The 19,649-nt window shown below is 65.8% G+C and carries 16 protein-coding genes; 14 read left to right on the forward strand and 2 right to left on the reverse strand.

Features of this window, described 5'->3' with window-relative positions; all coding sequences use genetic code 11:
* Positions 1–149: 149 nt before the first annotated feature.
* A complete protein-coding gene (locus ACFWO8_RS09485; RefSeq protein WP_378946825.1) occupies positions 150–977 on the reverse strand; it encodes an HAD family hydrolase in 828 nt (275 codons plus the stop codon).
* A gap of 85 nt (positions 978–1,062) precedes the next feature.
* On the opposite strand from ACFWO8_RS09485, the gene ACFWO8_RS09490 reads away from it, so the two are divergent.
* From ACFWO8_RS09490 to ACFWO8_RS09555, 14 genes are all read left to right on the forward strand, one after another.
* Positions 1,063–2,040: an ABC transporter permease gene (locus ACFWO8_RS09490; protein WP_378920022.1), complete on the forward strand. Its 978-nt coding sequence runs from the start codon at positions 1,063–1,065 to the stop codon at positions 2,038–2,040.
* The gene (locus ACFWO8_RS09495; protein WP_378946829.1) at positions 2,037–3,005 is read left to right on the forward strand and encodes an ABC transporter permease subunit; all 969 of its coding nucleotides are present in this window, start codon (positions 2,037–2,039) and stop codon (positions 3,003–3,005) included. Before ACFWO8_RS09490 ends, ACFWO8_RS09495 begins: the two co-directional genes overlap by 4 nt.
* On the forward strand, positions 3,002–4,846 hold the full coding sequence (locus tag ACFWO8_RS09500; protein ID WP_378946832.1) for an ABC transporter ATP-binding protein: 1,845 nt from the start codon (positions 3,002–3,004) through the stop codon (positions 4,844–4,846). The genes ACFWO8_RS09495 and ACFWO8_RS09500 overlap by 4 nt, the downstream gene beginning before the upstream one ends.
* Before the next feature lie 24 nt (positions 4,847–4,870).
* A complete protein-coding gene (locus tag ACFWO8_RS09505) occupies positions 4,871–6,565 on the forward strand; it encodes an ABC transporter family substrate-binding protein (RefSeq protein ID WP_378946835.1) in 1,695 nt (564 codons plus the stop codon).
* Positions 6,562–8,250 carry an ABC transporter family substrate-binding protein gene (locus ACFWO8_RS09510; protein WP_378946838.1) on the forward strand — a complete coding sequence of 563 codons (1,689 nt, stop codon included), beginning with the start codon at positions 6,562–6,564 and terminating at the stop codon, positions 8,248–8,250. The genes ACFWO8_RS09505 and ACFWO8_RS09510 overlap by 4 nt, the downstream gene beginning before the upstream one ends.
* Positions 8,251–8,301: 51 nt before the next feature.
* On the forward strand, positions 8,302–9,978 hold the full coding sequence (locus tag ACFWO8_RS09515) for an ABC transporter family substrate-binding protein (RefSeq protein ID WP_378946841.1): 1,677 nt from the start codon (positions 8,302–8,304) through the stop codon (positions 9,976–9,978).
* 22 nt (positions 9,979–10,000) lie between these two features.
* Entirely contained in the window at positions 10,001–10,642 is a 642-nt protein-coding gene (locus ACFWO8_RS09520; RefSeq protein ID WP_378946845.1) for a hypothetical protein, read from the forward strand.
* A 102-nt stretch (positions 10,643–10,744) separates the two neighbouring features.
* The gene (locus ACFWO8_RS09525; RefSeq protein WP_378946848.1) at positions 10,745–11,476 is read left to right on the forward strand and encodes a FadR/GntR family transcriptional regulator; all 732 of its coding nucleotides are present in this window, start codon (positions 10,745–10,747) and stop codon (positions 11,474–11,476) included.
* Positions 11,477–11,659: 183 nt separating this feature from the next.
* Entirely contained in the window at positions 11,660–12,298 is a 639-nt protein-coding gene (locus tag ACFWO8_RS09530; RefSeq protein WP_378948168.1) for a sterol desaturase family protein, read from the forward strand.
* Positions 12,299–12,456: 158 nt separating this feature from the next.
* Positions 12,457–13,872 carry an MFS transporter gene (locus ACFWO8_RS09535; RefSeq protein ID WP_378946853.1) on the forward strand — a complete coding sequence of 472 codons (1,416 nt, stop codon included), beginning with the start codon at positions 12,457–12,459 and terminating at the stop codon, positions 13,870–13,872.
* Positions 13,873–13,926: 54 nt separating this feature from the next.
* Positions 13,927–14,130, forward strand: coding sequence for a heavy-metal-associated domain-containing protein (locus ACFWO8_RS09540; RefSeq protein ID WP_378946856.1), 204 nt, complete (start codon positions 13,927–13,929; stop codon positions 14,128–14,130).
* 19 nt (positions 14,131–14,149) lie between these two features.
* Positions 14,150–15,088, forward strand: coding sequence for a hypothetical protein (locus ACFWO8_RS09545; protein WP_378946859.1), 939 nt, complete (start codon positions 14,150–14,152; stop codon positions 15,086–15,088).
* 74 nt (positions 15,089–15,162) lie between these two features.
* On the forward strand, positions 15,163–17,418 hold the full coding sequence (locus ACFWO8_RS09550) for a heavy metal translocating P-type ATPase (RefSeq protein ID WP_378946862.1): 2,256 nt from the start codon (positions 15,163–15,165) through the stop codon (positions 17,416–17,418).
* Positions 17,419–17,485: 67 nt separating this feature from the next.
* Positions 17,486–18,928 carry an ATP-binding protein gene (locus ACFWO8_RS09555; protein ID WP_378946865.1) on the forward strand — a complete coding sequence of 481 codons (1,443 nt, stop codon included), beginning with the start codon at positions 17,486–17,488 and terminating at the stop codon, positions 18,926–18,928.
* Between the two features lie 27 nt (positions 18,929–18,955).
* Here ACFWO8_RS09555 and ACFWO8_RS09560 read toward each other — a convergent pair whose 3' ends face one another.
* Positions 18,956–19,585 carry a DUF6636 domain-containing protein gene (locus ACFWO8_RS09560; RefSeq protein WP_378946868.1) on the reverse strand — a complete coding sequence of 210 codons (630 nt, stop codon included), beginning with the start codon at positions 19,583–19,585 and terminating at the stop codon, positions 18,956–18,958.
* Between the last annotated feature and the right edge of the window lie 64 nt (positions 19,586–19,649).

Raw genomic sequence — 19,649 nt, forward strand, 5'->3', positions numbered from 1 at the left:
CCCTCCCTCCGGGCACTCCTTCGTCGCACCCTCCACTCAGTCCAGATCGGGGCGGGCCCCTCCGGGTAGAGACACATCAGGGATACCCGGCCCAGGATGTGCACGCAGGTGGTGACACATCAGGGATACCCAGCCCAGGGTGGTTGGGCCTATCGCCACCAGCGCTCGAGGACCATCGCGACGCCGTCGTCTATGTTGCTGCCTGTCACCTCATCGGCGGCCGCCCGAGCTTCCGGGTGGGCGTTCCCCATCGCGACTCCGTGCCCGGCCATCGCCAGCATCGGCACGTCGTTCGGCATATCTCCGAATGCCACGATCGAGGAATTCTCGACGCCGATGCGTCGGGCTACCTCGGCCAGCCCGGACGCCTTCGTCACCTGCGGCACCGCCAGCTCGATCAGCCCGCTCTCGGTGGAGTAGGTGATCTCGGCGCGGTCGCCGATGAGGGGGGCGAGGGCGGCGCGCATCTCGGAACTGCGGGCCGTGCTGAGCCGGATGAGCATCTTGATCGCGGGAGAGTCGATGACCTCGGCGTGCGAGACGACGGTGTCGTCGGGGTTGAGCCAGGCATGTTCGTAGGTCGGCGAGCTCACGAACTGCTGGGTCACGGCGTCGTGCGCGCTGGCCCCGACCCGCTCGGTCGCCAGCCCACAACCGGGTAACGCGTGTTCGGCGACCTCGGCCAACCAGCTCAGGGTCTCGGTATCGAGTGTGTGGCTGGACAGCACCCGGTCGGTGGCGCTGTCGTAGATAACCGCGCCGTTTCCGCAGATCGCGAGCGGTGCGTACCCGAGTTCGCTGACGACCGGTTCGATCCAGCGCGGCGGGCGGCCGGTGGCGAGCACGAAGGTGGCGCCGTCGGCGACGAGCGCCCCGACGGCGGCCTTGGTGCGCGCCGAGACCTTGTCGGAATCGTCGATCAGCGTGCCGTCGACGTCGCTGGCCACCAGCTGCGGTTTCGGGTGCAGGTGCGTCATCCCATCTATCCTGCCGCACGTCGCCACACGGGGACGCCGGACTGTCCCTATGATCAGGGCCTGAATACCGATCCAGAGGGGACTGATGACCGGCTTTTTGTTGCGGCGCACACTCAACTACGTTGTGCTCCTTCTGCTGGCATCGTTTCTGACGTTCAGCCTCGCATCCCTCACGTTCAACCCCCTCGAAAGCCTCGAGCAGCGCAATCCGCGCCCGCCGCAGTCGGTGATCGACGCGAAGGCCGAGCAGTTGCATCTCGACGAGCCGATCCCACAGCGCTATCTCACCTGGCTCGGCGGCGTCGTGCAAGGGGATTTCGGAACCACCCTGGCCGGGCAGCCGGTGAGCGAGGAACTGGGCAGGCGGGTGGCGGTGAGTCTGCGGCTGCTGATTCTCGGTTCGGTCATCGGCACCGTGCTCGGCGTGCTGATCGGTGCCGCCGGCGCGATCAGGCAGTACAAGTTCAGCGACTATTTCTCGACGGTGCTGTCGCTGCTGATCCTGTCGACGCCGATCTTCTTGCTGGCGACGCTGTTGAAATACGGTGCGCTGCAAATCAATACGATGACCGGCACACAGATCTTCCTCTACACCGGCGAGACCTCGGCCACTCAGATCACCGGGTTCTGGAACCAGATGGTCGATCGCGCACAGCATTTGGTCCTGCCGACCCTGGCACTCGCCCTGGGCGGCATGGCCGGCTACAGCCGCTACCAGCGCAACGCCATGCTCGATGTGCTGCAGAGCGATTTCATCCGAACAGCGAGAGCCAAGGGCCTGACGCGCAATCGGGCCCTCTACAAGCACGGCCTGCGCACCGCGCTGATCCCGATGGCCACCCTGTTCGCCTACAGCCTCGGCGGATTGATCACCGGCGCCACCTTCGTGGAGAAGATCTTCGGCTGGCACGGCGTAGGTGAATGGCTGATCGATGCGATCAATGCCCAGGACCTCTATGTCGTGGTGACGGTGACGGCGTTCGCCGGTTTGGTCGTGCTGGTCTCCGGCCTGCTCTCCGATGTCGTCCTTGCCCTGCTCGACCCGAGGGTGCGTGTCTCATGACCGAAACCGAACTCATCGTCGTCGGCGCACCGGAGGCCATCGCCGCCGGGCGCCGCAAACTGGTGTGGCGCCGTTTCCTGCGCAACAAACCCGCCGTGGTCGGCGCGGTGATCCTGTTGGTGCTGCTCGTGGCCAGTTTCGCGTTGCCGCCACTGCTGCCGTGGGATTACCAGCAGATGGATTACAAGGCGCTGATGCAGCCGCCGAGCCTCGAGCACCCGTTCGGCACCACCCAGATCGGCCAGGACGTCCTCGCCCAGACCCTGCGCGGCCTCCAGAAGTCGCTGATCATCGGCTTCTGCGTGGCGCTGTTCTCCAGTGTCATCGCCGCGACCGCGGGTGCGGTGGCCGGGCTGCTCGGCGGTTGGACCGATCGCGCCATCATGTGGTTCGTCGACCTGCTGCTCGTGGTCCCCAGCTTCATCATCATCGCGCTGTTCGCGCCGCGCACCAAGGGTTCCGGGTCGATCGCGATCCTGATCGTGCTGCTCAGCGTGTTCGGCTGGATGATCGCCGCCCGCATCATCCGCGGCCTCACTCTGAGCCTGCGTGACCGCGAATTCGTCCGCGCCGCACGGTATATGGGCGCGCCGACTCGCACCGTGATTCTCAGTCATATCGTCCCGAACATCGCCTCGATCCTGATCATCGACACCACACTGGCCGTCGGCTCGGCGATCATGGCCGAAACCGGTTTGAGCTTCCTCGGTTTCGGTGTGCAGCCGCCGGATGTGTCGCTGGGTTCGCTGATCGCGGCGGGCACCAAATCGGCGCTCACCTACCCGTGGTTGTTCCTGTTCGCCGGTGGCCTGCTGATCACGATCGTGTTGTGCGCCAACCTCGTCGGCGACGGTCTGCGCGACGCGTTCGACCCCGGCGCCCGTGGCGCGCGCAAGGCACGCAAGGAGGTCGCCGAGCACAAGGACGAGGCGCAGGTGGAGCTGAAGAAAGCCGAGAAGCGATGACCGCGTCGACCGCACCCCTGCTCGAGGTCACCGACCTACGAGTCTCGTTCCCCGGCGAGGAAGGCCGCGTCGACGCCGTGCGCGGGGTGAACTACACCGTCGCCGACGGCGAGGTGCTCGCCATCGTCGGCGAGTCCGGATCGGGCAAGTCGGTGTCCTCGCTCGCGGTGATCGGCCTGCTGCCCGAGCAGGCGCGGGTACACGGATCGGTGCGCCTGCGCGGCCGCGAACTGCTCGGCCTCGGTGACAAGCAGATGTCGAAGCTGCGCGGTTCCTCGATCAGCATGGTCTTCCAGGATCCGCTCTCCGCGCTGACCCCGGTGTACCGGGTGGGTGACCAGATCGCGGAAGCCCTTCTCGCACACGGCAAGATGGGCCGCAAGGAAGCCGGTGAGCGGGCCGTCGAGCTGCTCGAACTGGTCGGCATCACCGATGCGAGGGCTCGTTCCAGGGCCTTCCCGCACGAGTTCTCCGGCGGTATGCGCCAGCGCGTGGTGATCGCCATGGCCATCGCCAACGACCCAGCCCTGATCATCTGCGACGAACCGACCACCGCGCTCGACGTGACCGTGCAGGCCCAGATCCTCGCGTTGCTGCGTAAGGCACGCGATATCACCGGCGCGGGCGTCATCATGATCACCCACGACATGGGTATCGCCGCCACCGTCGCCGACCGGGTCGCGGTGATGTACGCGGGCAAGATCGTCGAAACCGCACCTGTCGCGGAGCTTTTCGCCGCTCCCCGGATGCCGTACACCGTCGGCCTGCTCGGCTCCATTCCGCGCATGGACGGCCCGCCACGCACGCCGCTGATCCCGATCCTCGGCGCCCCGCCCGCCATGCACGCCCTGCCGCCCGGCTGCTCGTTCGCGCCGCGCTGCCCGGTCGCGATCGGCGACTGCACCGCCGCCGAACCCCCGCTGGAGAAGGTGAGCCCCGGCCACTCGGCCGCCTGTATCCGCACGGCCGAGGTCAGTTCCAAGCAACTCTTCGAGGCCTACCGCAAGGACATCCCCACCCCGGCGCACCCCGACCGCACCGACGAGAACGTGGTCCTGCGCGTCACCGACCTGGTGAAAACCTTCCCGCTCACCTCCGGGGTGCTGCTGCGCCGCCGCACCGGCGAGGTCCGCGCGGTCGACGGCATCAGCTTCTCGGTGCGCGCGGGCCGCACCCTCGCACTGGTCGGCGAATCCGGTTCGGGCAAGTCGACCACGCTGTCGCAGATCATGGACCTGGCCCGCCCACAGTCGGGCAGCATCGAAGTGCTCGGCAACGACGTCGCCACCCTCACCAAGGCGCGCACCCGCGAGATCCGCCGCAAGATGCAGATCGTCTTCCAGGACCCCAGCTCCTCCCTCGACCCGCGCCTGCCGATCTTCGACGTGCTCGCCGAGCCGCTGCGCATCGACGGCCGGTCGCGCGAAGAGGTCAACCGGCGGGTGCCAGAGTTGTTGCGGCAGGTGGGATTGCGTCCCGAGCACGCCGATCGCTACCCCTCGGACTTCTCCGGCGGCCAGAAGCAGCGCATCAGCATCGCCCGCGCGCTGGCGCTCGACACCCAGCTGTTGGTTCTCGACGAACCCGTCTCGTCGTTGGACGTGTCGATCCAGGCGGGCGTGCTCAACCTGCTGCGCGACCTACAGGCCGAGCACGGACTGTCTTACCTGTTCGTCTCCCACGACCTGTCGGTGGTGCGCAATCTCGCCCACGACATCGCGGTGATGCTGCAGGGCAAGATCGTCGAATCCGGTCCGGCCGAGCAGATTTTCGCCGATCCTCAGCACGAATACACGCGCTCGCTCATCGCGGCCGTACCGGAACCCGTCGTCAGCGGCTGATCACGAGCCGAAACAGGAGGCGCCATGCGAACCCGTCGAATGCAAGCAGGCCGTAGTACCCGATTGCGCTGTGCCGCCGTGGTGGTGGCGGCCGGGATGATCGTGGCGGGCTGTGGGGGTGGTGACGAGTCGGCGGCCGGGTTGAGCAATGCGATCGGCGCCACCAGCGACGTCAACCCCAAGGGCGTCGAGGAGTTGCGCGAGGGCGGCAACCTGCGCCTGGCGACCACCGACTACCCCGCCAACTGGAACATCCTGTCCAATGACGGCAACAACGGTGAGATCGGCGAAATCGTGCGCGCGATGCTGCCGCGCTCCTTCGAGATCGACGCCGCGGGACAACTCAGCGTCGACACCGACTTCTTCACCGATATCCAGCTGACCGGCACAGATCCGATGCAGGTGACGTATTCGATCAACCCGAAAGCTGTCTGGTCGGACGGTTCGCCGATCACCTGGGAAGACCTCGCCTCGCAAGCGCACGCGCTGAGCGGCCGCGACAAGAGCTATCTGATCGCGATCACCAACGGTTTCGAATTCGTCGACAAGGTGGAGCGCGGCACCGACGACCAGCACGCCGTCCTCACCTTCAGCAAGCCCTACGCCGACTGGCGCGGTCAGTTCTCCGGCAACTCCGCTCTCTACCCGAAGTCGGTGACCAGCACACCGGAGGCCTTCAACACCAGCCTCGCCGACGCGATCACCCTCACCGCGGGCCCGTTCCTCGTCAGCGACACCGACCGCGCTCAGGGTCGGATCACCTTGGGCCGCAACCCGAAATGGTGGGGCGACAAACCCGTTCTCGACACCATCACCTACAGCGTGCTCGACCACTCATCATGGGTTCAGGCGTTGCAGAACAACGAACTCGATCTCGTTCGCCTGACCACCCTCGACGACGTGAAAACGGTGCGCGGAACCGAAGGGCTCGTAGTGCGTCGGGCTCCCGGTAATCGGTGGCGCCACATCACCTTCAACGGCGCGCCCGGCTCGATCCTGGCCGAAGAGGGTGTGCGCGTGGCTATCTCGAAGGCGATCGACCGCATCGGGATCGTCAACGCGATGCAGAACGGGCTGGTCGAGGACCCGAAACCGTTGAACAACCACGTCTTCCTCCAGGGCCAAAAGGGCTACCAGGACAACAGTCTCGGCTTCGACCCCACCGCCGCAGCCAAGCAACTCGACGATCTCGGCTGGAAACTCAACGGTGAGGTGCGCGAGAAGGACGGACGCAAACTGGTCATTCGCGACGTCATGTACAACGACCCCACCTGGGTCCAGATAGCCCAGATCATCCAGCAGAACCTGGCCGCCATCGGCGTTCAGCTCACCATCGACACCAAGCCCGCCGCAGGCCTTTTCACCGACGTGATCCAGCCCGGCGACTTCGACGCCGCCCAATACGTCTACCAGGGCGACCCCTTCCCCTTGAGCAGCATTCGCCAGATCTACTACTACGACCCGACCGACCTCCAGTCCAACTTCGGCCGAATCGGCTCTCCCGAACTCAACGCCCTCATCGAACGAACCCTCACCGAACTGGACCCCGCGAAGTCCATCGACCTCGCCAACCAGGTCGACCGCAAGGTATTCGAAGAAGGACACTCGCTCCCCCTGATGCAGTCCGACGGCAGCGTCGGCGCCCGCACCACCCTCGCCAACATCGGTTCCCCCGGTTTGGCAACGTACGACTACACGAAGATCGGATTCACGAAATGACCACAGCTACTTACGCCAGGCGGTTGCGCCGGGCCGGTTTCCGCATCGCGGTGCCTGTTTTCGCCTTGACGTTGGTGCTGGGTGGTTGTGGGTCCGATGTCGATGTGCAGTCGGGGTCGAGCACCATCGGCGCGATCAATGACATCAATCCGCAGGATCGCGACGCCTTGCGTGACGGTGGCAATCTCAGATTGGCGCTGACCAGTTTCCCCGCAACCTTCAACAACCTCCACGTCGATTCCGACGGCGAGATCAGCGACCTCACCGCCTGGACACTGCCAGGAACGATCAATTCCGACGCGGCGGCCAATCTGACGATTGACCACAACTACTACTCCGATGTCGAACTCATCAACACCAACCCGCAGCAGATCAAATACACGATCAACCCGAAAGCGGTCTGGTCGGACGGGTCCCCGATCACCTGGGAGGATCTGCGGTCTCAAGCCAATGTGTTGAGCGGGCGCGACACCGCCTACAAGATCGCGGCGAGCCAGGGCTACAGCAGCGTCGAGAAGGTCGAACGCGGCGTCGACGACCGGCAAGCGATCGTCACCTTCGCCGAGCATTACGCGGAGTGGAAGGGCCTGTTCAATCCGCTGTACCCACACCAACTCACGGCATCGCCGCAGGCCTTCGACGACTTGTACCGCAACGATATGCCGCTGTCGTCCGGGCCGTTCATCATCACTTCGATCGACCGGGCACAGCAGCGAATCGTGCTGAGCCGCAACCCGAAATGGTGGGGTGACACTCCCAAGCTCGACACCGTCACCTACAGCGTCCTCGACAATTCAGCGCGCCTGAATGCGTTGCAGAACAACGAACTCGACGTATCTACCTTGTCCGGCGTCGAAGAGGTCAAAACCGCGACGAATACGCCCGGCATCAAGGTTCGCCGCGCGCCCGCGAACAGGTTCTCGCACTTCACCTTCAACGGTGCCCCCGGCGCGTTGCTGTCCGATCCGAAGCTGCGGATCGCGATTTCGAAGGGCATCAACCGGCAGGCGATCGCTACGGCCACCCAGAACGGTGTGGTCACCGACCCGAAGCCGCTGAACAACCACCTTTTCCTGGTCGGCCAGACGGGCTACCAGGACAACGCCGAATCGATCTCCTACGATCCCGCTGCCGCTGCTCGCATGCTCGACGAGCTGGGCTGGAAGCTCAACGGCGACGTGCGTGAGAAGGATGGCCGCAAGCTGGAGATCCGCGATGTCATGTACCAGGCCGATACCTGGACCCAAATCGCGCAGATCGCTCAGCAGAACCTGGCGGAGATCGGCGTGAAGCTGATCATCGAGACCTACCCCGGCAATGGCTTGTTCACGACCGTCATCGACCCCGGCAACTTCGATATCGCCCAATTCTCCTGGGCGAAGAGCATTTTCCCACTCGGCGCACTGCCCCAGATCTACGCCTACGATCCCGCGAACCCGCTGAGCAACAAGGGCCGTATCGGTTCGCCCGAACTCAACGCACTGATCGAGGAGGTCATCGGCGAACTCGATCCCGAGAAGGCGATCGAACTGGCGAACAAGGCCGACCGGATGATCTTCGAGGAGGGGTTCTCCCTCCCCATCGTGCAATCCGCGGGCACGGTCGCTACGCGGGACGGCCTCGCCAATTATGGTGCGGAGGGGCTGGCGTCCTACGACTACACCAAGGTCGGCTTCGTCAAATAGACAACCCGTCGTGCCACACTCGTGCAGCGAATCTGAGGAAAGGAGCGGTCAATGCGAATTCGTTCGATGACCACCCGCCTGGCAATCCCCCTCGTCATCGTCAGTTTGATCGCTGCCGGGTGTGGCTCGGGCGACGACATCGCGGCGGAGGGCGAAGCCGCGCTCGGCACCACCAACGACATCAACCCGCGCGACGTCAGCGAACTGCGCGACGGTGGCAATCTCCGACTGGCGATTACCTCGCTGCCGGAGAACTGGAACGGCCTGCACACCGACGGCAATACCGGAAACACCGGCTCGATGCTGCGTCCGGTGATGCCGCGTGCGTTCACAACCGATGCAGCGGCGAATCTCTCGGTGAACACCGATTTCTTCACCGACGTCGCGTTGACCAACACCGAGCCGCAGCAGGTCACCTACACGATCAACCCCAAGGCGGTCTGGTCCGATGGCACGCCGATTTCCTGGGAGGATATTCGGTCCCAGGCCGCAGCGCTCAGCGGTGCCGACAAGGCGTTCCTGATCGCCAACAACAGCGGCTTCGATCGGGTCGACAAGGTCGAACGCGGTGTGGATGACAAGCAGGCTGTCATCACCTTCAAGCAGCACTACGCCGAGTGGCGCGGACAATTCGCGGGCAACTCGGTACTCTTTCCGAAGTCCGTCACATCGAGCGCCGAAGCATTCAACAACAGCCAGGTCGAGGCTCTGACGCTGTCGTCCGGCCCGTTCATCGTCCAGTCCGTCGACCGAGGACAAGGCCGGGTCGTCCTCGGCCGCAATCCCCGATGGTGGGGTGACACACCGAAACTCGACACCATGACCTTCAGTATGCTGGATAGTGCAGCGTTCACTCCCGCACTCCTGAACAACGAGATCGATGCGGTAGGAATAGCCAGCCGCGACGATTTGAAGGCGGTGAGCAATACACCCGGCATCGCGATCCGCCGAGCACCCGGTAACGGTTGGGGTCACTTCACCTTCAATGGTGCGCCCGGTTCCATACTCGCCGACCAGGGTGTACGAGTCGCGATCTCGAAGGCGATCGACCGGCAGGGTATCGCCAACGCGATCCAGAACGGGCTCGTCCTCGACCCCGAACCGCTGAACAATCATGTCTACCTGCAGGGCCAGGACGGCTACCAGGACAACAGCCTCGGGTTCGACCCGACGGCCGCGGCAAAAGAACTCGACGCCCTCGGCTGGAAGCTCAACGGGGATGTGCGCGAAAAGGACGGCCGGAAGCTCGAGATCCGCGATGTGATGTACAACGACCCGATCAATATTCAGACCGCGCAGATCATCCAGCAGAACCTCGCGCAGATCGGCGTCAAGTTGACCATCGAGACAAAGGCAGGCGCCGGTCTGTTCCCCGATGTCCTCAAGCCGGGAAATTTCGATGTAGGACAGTGGTTCTATGCTGGCGATGCCTTCCCGCTCAGCAGCCTGACGCAGATCTACGGCTTGTACCCCGATGACATCCAGGGCAATTACGGTCGCATCGGCTCTCCTGAACTCAACGCCCTCATCGAGCAGGCCATCTCTGAACTCGATCCGGTCAAGGCCAAGGAGTTGGCCAACCAGATCGATCGGAAGGTATTCGAGGAGGGACATTCCCTGCCGCTCATGCAGTCCGCCGGCAATCTCGGAGTTCGCGACAACCTCGCCAACTTCGGTGCGGCAGGCCTCGCTTCCTACGACTACACCAAGATCGGTTTCCTGAAGTGAGCCCGAAGGTCGGCTTCGAACAGTGAGTACCGGCCCGGCGCGCGCACTCACCTATCCGCTGCTCGTCACGAGCGGCACCCTCGCGATCATCGCCGCGTGGGTGCCGTTCGCCGATATCGATCAGCTGAGCGCGCTCGCCGTGGTCGCTCTTGCCATACTCGCTTATACCGCTTACCAATTGGGCCTTGCTTTCGGTGTTCTTCCGAGCGGGCTGGTCGCGACCGGCACGGTGCGCGGTAGGCGGGTTCGGCAGCAACATCGACTGGTCAGCCGGTCGTGGTTGGAGATCAGCAGTGGGGACCGCGTGGTGTGGCAGCCGGTGTTCTATGACCCGGCGCTGTCGGCGCTCGTCCCGACCGATCTGGAGCTGACCGGCCGATCCATCGATGATGGGAACACGCGTTTCTATCCCTCGGGCCGGGTCCGTACGGTCGAGCCGCCGGGCAAGCTCATCGATAACCCCTCCCGCCCCACCGATCCACCCGCCTACGGCATCCCCCGCCGCCTGATCCTCGACAGCCAACCCGCGGTCGGCGCTCCCCTCGTCGGCCTGCTCTGGGTCTACGTCATGAACGGCGGCCTCGGCGCGTTCGTCGCCACCACCACGGTCGCCGCCACCACCTTCACCTGGCTCTCCGCCATCCGAGGCTCCGACCCCAGCTGACCTGGGCAGTCGATCACCAGGCATCTGCCATCAATTGTCCAGCTCAAAATTGACTGGTCTGACCACTTGACCTCTTACCACTCAGGGCGCATCATCAGGGGTATGGCATGGACTCCTGTGGTGAAGCGCTCGGTTTCCGGTGATGTGTTCGAGCAGATCGCCGCCGAGGTGTTGGGTGGGGAGTTGGTGGCGGGGAGCACGTTGCCGGGTGAGCGGCAGTTGGCCGAGGCGTTGGGGGTTTCGCGGCCCGCGGTGCGGGAGGCGTTGCAGCGGTTGGCCGCGGCGGGGCTGGTTGCCGTTCGGCAAGGTGAGGCGACGACTGTGCTCGATTATCGGCGGAGTGCGGGGCTGGAAGTGCTTCCCCGGCTGTTGCTTCGGGGCGATTCCATCGATCCCGCGGTCGCTCGCAGCATTCTCGAGGCGCGGCTGCACAATGGGCCGAAGATCGCCGAGCTCGCCGCAGCGCGGGTACGAGGGACGGTCGATCCGCGGATCGACGGCGAATTGGCGCTGTTGCACGAATCCGTCGATTCCCTTGTCGCCGAATCGGATCCACTCGCCCAGCAACGGATAGCGCTCGAATTCTGGGACCACATCCTCGATCTCGCCGACTCGATCGCCTTCCGGTTGATGTATTCCATGCTGCGCGCCGCCTACGAACCCGCCTTGGCCGCGCTGGCGCCGATCATGTCCGCCGAGGTGGGCAATGCCGACGCCTATCGAGACCTGGCCGCCGCGATCGCCGCGGGCGAGCCGGAACGGGCCGCCGAGACCGCGCGAGCACTGCTCGAGCCGGCGACCACCGCCCTGATCCATGCCCTGAACGGGGCGTGATCCACCCGAGGAAGCACCATGATGAATGACCGTCCGACAACGACGTCGCACGACACCGCCGCGCCTGATGCCGTAGACGAGCACCCGCAGACCACCGACCAGGTGACTACCGACCCCACGCACGCCGAGGCCGCGCGCTCAGCCGCTCCCGCACCAACCCATGCCACCCGTTCTCCCCGCCCGATGCGCCGCAGCTTGACATTGCCTGCGGCGGCGCACGAATTCCTTCGGCACCCGTCCCCATGGATGATCGCCACGGTATTCGTCGCCACGCTGGCAGCCCGCTTCGTGATCGGCGACTGGCAACTCACCGACGCCCTTGTCCCCGTGCTGATTCTGGCCGTATTCCCGGTTGTCGAGTGGATCATTCACGTCACTGTCCTGCATTGGCGCCCAAGGCATTTCGGACCACTGACCCTCGACAGTGAGCTGGCCCGCAAACACCGCGAGCATCACGTCGACCCGCGTGACATCCCGCTGATCTTCATCCCGCCGAAGTCGCTGTTGCTCACGATCGTGACCCTGGTCGCGATCGCCCTGCTCGCCTTGCCCCGCACCGGCCTCGGCCTCACCTTCCTGCTGACCATCACCACGCTCGGCCTGCTCTACGAGTGGACCCACTACCTCATCCACACCGACTACAAGCCGAAACATGCTCCGTACCAGGCGATTTGGCGCAATCATCGCCACCACCACTACAAGAACGAGCACTACTGGTTCACCGTGACCACCACCGGCACCGCCGACCGACTACTCGGCACCGCTCCCGATCCGGCCACCACGCCGACATCTCCCACGGCGCGCAACCTCCACGCCGACTAGATCCGAGAACCGCAGGCCCGGCTCGCATCCTCACCCGAGCCGGGCTTTCGCATGTCCACCGACGAAAATCCTTTCCGGCCGAAAGGCTTGACAGATTTATACCCTAGGGGGGTATGGTACCGAGCACGAGATGCACTCCGCTCGAAAGGACGAAAGTCGTGACTACGCAATCGCAATCCACCCGGAAGTGGTGGGCGCTGGCGGTGATCGCCGCCGCGCAGTTCATGGTCATCATGGACACCTCGATCATCGGGATCGCGCTGCCCAAGATGCAGGCCGAACTCGGGTTCACGCCGGGCAATCTGACGTGGGTGTTCAACGCCTACGTGGTCGCCTTCGGCGGTCTGCTGCTGCTCGGCGGCAGGCTCTCCGACTTGCTCGGCGCTCGCCGGGTATTCGCCGCGGGCTGGGTGGTGCTCGGCATCGGCTCCGTAATCGCCGGTGCCGCAGGCAATGTCGGCGTCGAGCTGGCGGGCCGGGCGATCCAAGGTGGCGGTGCCGCCCTGATCGCGCCTTCGGCACTCACGCTGCTGATGATGTTGTTCGGCGGCTCGCCACAGGAACTCACCAAGGCGCTCGCCGTCTACGGCGCGGCCGCACCCGCCGGTGGTACCGCGGGCGTGTTTCTCGGTGGTGTGATCACCGAATACATCAGCTGGCCTTGGGTTTTCTACATCAACATTCCGATCGCCGTGCTCGCGCTGATCGCCGTGCCGCTGCTGATGCCCGCCGCCCCGGCGCGTAAGGGATCCATCGATATCGCCGGATCTGTCACTGTGACAGCCGGTTTGGCTGCCGCGGTATACGCGATCGTGCAGGCACCGGAGGTCGGCTGGGCGTCGGGTGAGACCTGGGGTGTGCTGGCACTGGCCGCCGCGCTCTTGGCCGGCTTCGTCGCCATCCAGTCCCGGCGCCGCGAACCGCTGATGCGGCTGAGCATCTTCCGCGCACCGAACCTGGCCGCCGCCAACTTCGCCCAGTTCGCACTGGCCGCCGCGTGGGTGCCGATGTGGTTCTTCCTCAACCTGTACCTGCAGCAGGTGCTCGGCTACAGCGCCTTCCCATCGGGTGCCGCGCTGCTGCCGATGACCACGCTGATCATGCTCGGCATGGTGGTGCTGGCACCGAAGGCGATGCAGCGGTTCGGCGCGAAGCCGATGATCGTCACCGGCCTGATCGTGCTCGGCCTCGGCCTCGCGGTGATGTCGTTGGTGCGGCCGACCGGCAATTTCTGGGTCGACGTGCTGCCCGCCTCGCTGATCGCGGCGGGGGGTATGTCGCTGGCCTTCATCCCCTCACTCGGCACCGCCATCTCGGCGGCGCGTCCCGAGGAAGGCGGGCTGGCCTCGGGCATCGTCAACGTCAGCTACCAGGTGGGATCCGCGCTCGGCCTGGCCGCCATGACGGCGGTGGCCGCCGCGTTCGGCGCGAGTCAACTCGGCGACGCCTCGGCGCTGACCGACGGCTATTCCGCCGCCTTCCTCGGTGCGGGCGTACTGGCACTGGCTGGCGCGGGCATCACCGCGGCGACCATGCGCACACCGGCTGCGGACAAGACCGGCGCGACCGTTTGACAAAGTACCCTAGGGGGGTATGGTAAGGACCAAGAGCGGAACGAGGAGAGTCCTATGAGCACAACCACTATCACCGTCAACGGCATGACCTGCGGCTGCTGCGTCAACAAGGTCCGCGACAAGGTAGGCGCCCTGCCCGGCGTCACCGGCGTCGATGTCGACCTGGCCGCGGGCACCGTGGCCATCGCAGGAACCACACCAGAACGCACCGCCCTCGCCGACGCCGTCACCGCGGCCGGCTTCCAACTCGCAGACTGAACCGGATCGGAGCATCCCGATGAACGCAACAGGCAAGTTCGCCGGATTCACCCTCGGCCTCGCGGCGGTCTTCGGGATCGCTCTGGCCGCAGGCGCCCTGATCGGTCCGGAACCCTCCGAACCGGCCGGGCACGGCGAGCACTCGACCGCGGCGGCACCGTCCGCCGATCTGCCCGGTGGCCTCCTGGTCACCGATCAGGGCTACACCTTGGCGCTGGACAAGACGAACACCACCACCGCGGCGCAATCGCAGATCACCTTCCGCATCCTCGACGCCACCGGCGCCCCGGTGACGAAATACCAGACCAGCCACGACAAGGACCTGCACCTGATCGTGGTCCGGCGCGATATGGCCGGGTTCCAGCACGTGCACCCGGTGCTGGATCCGGCCGGAACCTGGACCGTCCCGCTGAATCTGAGCCGGGCCGGTGACTACCGGGTCTTCGCCGACTTCACCCCGGCGGGCGGGTCGAACCTGACCCTCGGCACGGACCTACGCGTCGCGGGCAACTACGACGTGCAGGCCCTGCCCGCCCCGGCCGCCACCGCGCAGGTCGGCGAGTACACGGTGGCGCTGAACGGCACGGTCAGCCCGGGCACGGCGTCGAAGGTGACACTCTCGGTCAGCCGCAACGGCACCCCGGTCACCGACCTCCAGCCTTACCTCGGCGCCTACGGTCACCTGGTCGCACTCCGGGCCGCCGACCTCGCCTACCTGCACGTTCACCCCGAGGGCACGCCCGGCGACGGGGTCACCCCCGCCGGGCCTGGCATCGACTTCGTGGTGAACGCGCCGAGCACGGGCGACTACCGCCTGTTCCTCGACTTCCAGCACCAGGGCGTGGTGCGCACGGCCGAGTTCACGGTACGGGTCGCCACGCCGAACGCCACCGGCGCGAGCAACCCCGCCCCGACCAGCGCACCCGCCGACCACGGCACTCCCGGCCACGGCCACTGACCAGCGCCGAACACCCGTCTAGCCCGCCCGCGAACTCTCAGCAAGAATTGCTATCAGGAACAAAGGAGCAGCCCATGACCACCGTGACACACCCACCGGGCACCGGCCAGGTAGAACTGGTGATCGGTGGCATGACCTGCGCTTCCTGCGCGAACCGGATCGAGAAGAAGCTCAACAAGCTCGACGGGGTCACCGCCACGGTCAACTACGCCACCGAGAAGGCGCGCGTCGACTTCACCGGTGACGTCTCCCCCGAGGAACTCATCGCCACCGTCGAGCAGGCCGGCTACACCGCGGCACTGCCCGCGCCGAAGCAGGCCGAGCCTGCCGCGGACGCCCCCGCGGAATCCGACCCCACGGCCTCGCTGCGCACCCGTCTGCTGGTCTCGCTGGTGCTCACCGTTCCGGTGATCGCGATGGCGATGATCCCGGCGCTGCAGTTCACCAACTGGCAGTGGCTCTCGCTGACGCTGGCGGCACCGGTCGTGATCTGGGGCGCGCTGCCGTTCCACAAGGCGGCGTGGACCAACCTCAAGCACGGCACGGCCACCATGGACACGCTCGTGTCGATCGGCACCCTCGCCGCGTTCGGCTGGTCGCTGTTCGCGCTGTTCTGGGGCACGGCGGGCACGCCGGGGATGAAGCACCCGTTCGAATTGACCATCGCGCGGATGGACGGCACGGGCAGCATCTACCTCGAAGCCGCGGCGGGCGTGACCACCTTCATCCTGGCCGGGCGGTATTTCGAGGCACGGTCGAAGCGACGGGCAGGCGCCGCGTTGCGGGCGCTGCTCGAGCTGGGTGCCAAGGAAGTCGCGGTGGTACGCGACGGAGTCGAGACCCGAATTCCGGTGGAGCAGTTGGTCGTCGGCGACGAGTTCATCGTTCGTCCCGGCGAGAAGATCGCGACCGATGGTGTGATCACCGAGGGCACCTCGGCGGTCGACGCGTCCATGCTGACCGGTGAGTCGGTGCCGGTGGAGGTCGGCGTCGACGACGCGGTCACCGGTGCCACCGTGAACGTCGGCGGCCGACTCGTGGTGCGCGCCACCAGGATCGGCGCCGATACCCAGCTCGCCCAGATGGCACAGCTGGTCGAAGACGCGCAGACCGGCAAGGCGCAGGCGCAGCGGCTGGCCGACAGGATCTCCGGCATCTTCGTCCCGATCGTCATCGCGCTCGCCGTTGCCACGCTCGGATTCTGGCTCGGCACAGGCGGTTCCATCGCCGCGGCCTTCACCGCGGGCGTCGCGGTGCTGATCATCGCCTGCCCCTGCGCCCTCGGCCTGGCCACCCCGACCGCGCTGATGGTCGGCACCGGACGCGGCGCGCAGCTCGGCATCCTGATCAAGGGCCCCGAGGTGCTGGAATCGACCCGCAAGGTCGACACCATCGTGCTGGACAAGACCGGCACCGTCACCACCGGCAAGATGACGCTGCTCGAGGTGATCCCGGCCGAGGGTGAATCGGACACTCGGGTTCTGGAACTGGCTGGTGCGCTGGAGGATTCGTCGGAGCACCCGATCGCGCAGGCGATCGCGAAGGGTGCGCGGGACAAGTCCGGCACGCTGCTGCCGGTGGAGGGTTTCGCGAATGTCGAGGGCCTCGGCGTGCAGGGTGTGGTCGACGGGCACGCGGTGATCGTCGGCCGGGCGCGACTGCTGGCCGACTGGTCACAGCCGCTCGACGAGAAGCTGGAAACCGCGATGGCGGAAGCGGAATCGGCGGGTAAGACCGCGGTGGCCATCGGCTGGGACGGCAAGGCGCGCGGCGTGCTCGTGGTCGCCGACGCGGTGAAACCGACCTCGGCCCAAGCCATCGCCCAGTTCCGCGCACTCGGTCTGACCCCGATCCTGCTCACCGGTGACAATGCCCGCGCGGCCCGCACCATCGGCGACGAGGTCGGCATCGACAACGTTATCGCCGAGGTGCTGCCGCAGGACAAGGTCGACACCGTCAAGCGGCTGCAGGCCGAGGGCAAGGTCGTCGCGATGGTCGGTGACGGCGTGAACGACGCGGCCGCCCTGGCCCAGGCCGACCTCGGCCTGTCCATGGGCACCGGCACCGATGTCGCCATCGAGGCCAGCGACCTCACTCTCGTCCGCGGCGACCTCCGCGCCGCCGCCGACGCGATCCGCCTGTCGCGGCGCACTCTGGCCACGATCAAGGGCAACCTGTTCTGGGCCTTCGCCTACAACGTGGCCGCCATCCCGCTGGCCATGGCAGGTCTGCTCAACCCGATGCTGGCCGGCGCCGCCATGGCGTTCAGCTCGGTCTTCGTGGTGAGCAACAGCCTGCGGTTGCGCCGGTTCAAGTCGACGGCGCAGTAGCCAATCGAGTAGAGGTGATCTATGTAGACTGAATCTACGTAGATCACCTCTACTTTTTGGAGGGCTTGTGGCTTCCGGGTTCGTCGGTCGTGGTACCGAGCTCAGCCTGCTGAGGACCCGCCTCGATCGGATCATCGAATCAGGGCGAGGCATCGCGGTCGCACTGCGCGGTCGCAGGCAGGTCGGAAAGTCGCGGCTGGTGCAGGAGTTCTGCGATCGGGCGAACGTTCGGTACTTCTATTTCGCCGCCACCAAGGGAATGTCGGTCAACGACTCGCTTCCGGCTTTCCTCTCGGAACTCCGCAGGTCAGGGATTGCCCGCGAGGCGGAAGCAGTGCCCGAGAGCATCAGCGGCTGGCCGGATGCGTTCCGAGTGCTCGCCCAGGCGATCGGCGATGAGCCGACCGTCGTCGTCATCGACGAAGTTCCCTGGCTCACCGAACAGGACGAGATCTTCGACGGGGCACTGCAGACAGCATGGGATCGGTTGCTGCAGCAACGACCCGTATTACTGCTGCTGCTCGGCAGCGATATCCACATGATGGAGCGCCTCACCGCATACGACCGGCCATTTTACGGCCGTGCCGACAATCTCGTCCTCGGCCCACTGAACCCCGCCGAGGTCGGCCAGTCGCTCGGCCTCGACGCCGCGGCAGGTATCGACGCTCACCTGATCACCGGCGGACTGCCCGGCATCCTGCGAAGCTGGCCGCAGGGAATGGCACCGCTGGACTTCGTGCGACGCGAGTGCGACGATCCGGCCGCGCCATTGTTCAGCGTGCCCGAATCGACTCTGCTCGCCGAATTTCCGGCGCCCGACCACTCCCGGCGCGTTCTCGAAGCGGTCGGCAGTGGCGAGCGAACGAATGCCACCATCGCTGCGGCAGCCGGAAGTCGTAGTGGCGCGCTGCCTTCCGGTACGTTATCGCCCTTATTGCACCGGCAGACCACCGAGAAGCGCGTCCTCGCCATGGATGTTCCGCTTTCCATCAAATCGGGAAAGCCGGCGCTGTATCGAGTTGCAGACAGCAACCTGCGGCTCTATCTCGCCGCATTACGTTCCGTTCAGGAGCTGACTCGACGCGGTCGGCCGGATACCGCTTACGCGTTGTTCACTCGTCGATGGACAACCTGGCGCGGCAAAGCCGTGGAGCCGCTCGTGCGCGAGGCGCTCGAGCTGGCAGCGCTGGCGGGCTCGCTGCCGTTCGACAATGTCGCCGCGGTGGGGAGCTGGTGGAACCGTGCGTTCGATCCTGAAATCGATCTGATCGGCGCAGACCGCTCCCCCGTCGCCCACCGGATCGCGTTCGCCGGTTCGATCAAATGGCTGGGAAGCGCGTTCGACCGGCACGATCTTGCCGACCTGACTCGCGGTGCAGGTATGGTTCCCGGCTTCATTCCGCAGGAATCCGCCCTGGTGGTGGTGTCGCTGGGCGGTGTGCAGGGGTCCTGCGCTGACCTGGTCGACGTGACCTGGGATGCGCACGACGTGCTCGCTGCGTGGAGTTGACTCCGCGCAGCGAGCACTGACGCCCACTTAGAACAGGGTCTGGCCGTCGGCGGAGATGGTGAAGCCGTGGCCGCCCGCGTCGCAGCGCATGCCCTGCGGGGTGGAGGTGCAGGCGGCGCCGAGGGCGATGATGGTGTCGCCGTAGTTCAGGATCTTGCCGCCACCCTTGCGCGTGCCGTCGACCGATTCACCGACGAAGATGCCCTGGCTGGTGCACAGGAACTCAGCTTTGCTGCCGTAGACGTGCACGGCGACCTTGCGATCGGGGGCGTCGGTGCAGTCGGGCAGCTGAGGTGGAATGACATTCGCGTGGCCGAGCTGGCAACCGACACCGAGTGTGGTCGCGCTGACGATCCCGCACATGATGTTGCCGGTGGGCGACTGGAAGTAGAAGCTGTCGCGCTGCTGATAGTCGCGGGCGTCGACGGTGGCGTCGTCGCGGGATGGCAGGCCGGTCGGGCTGGGACCGGGAGCGGGCGTCGGGTCCGTAGTGTCGAGGCCGGGCACGACCGTCGGTTCGTCGCTCTGGCGTACTGATGTCCCGGCCGCTTGGGTGGGGCCCGTCGGTCCGCTCGAAGCCGGGCTGCCGGAGCTGTCACACGCCGCGAGTCCTCCCGCGAGCGCCACCAGCGCGGCCACCATGATCGCTGATCTCATGAGTTCGTCCCCTCTGTATCCACCCGACCGTCGAATCACAATCGCGAGTACGAGCGATATCGTT

Origin of the sequence: Nocardia sp. NPDC058480 (assembly GCF_042720495.1) — a bacterium.
Classification (GTDB): Bacteria; Actinomycetota; Actinomycetes; order Mycobacteriales; family Mycobacteriaceae; genus Nocardia.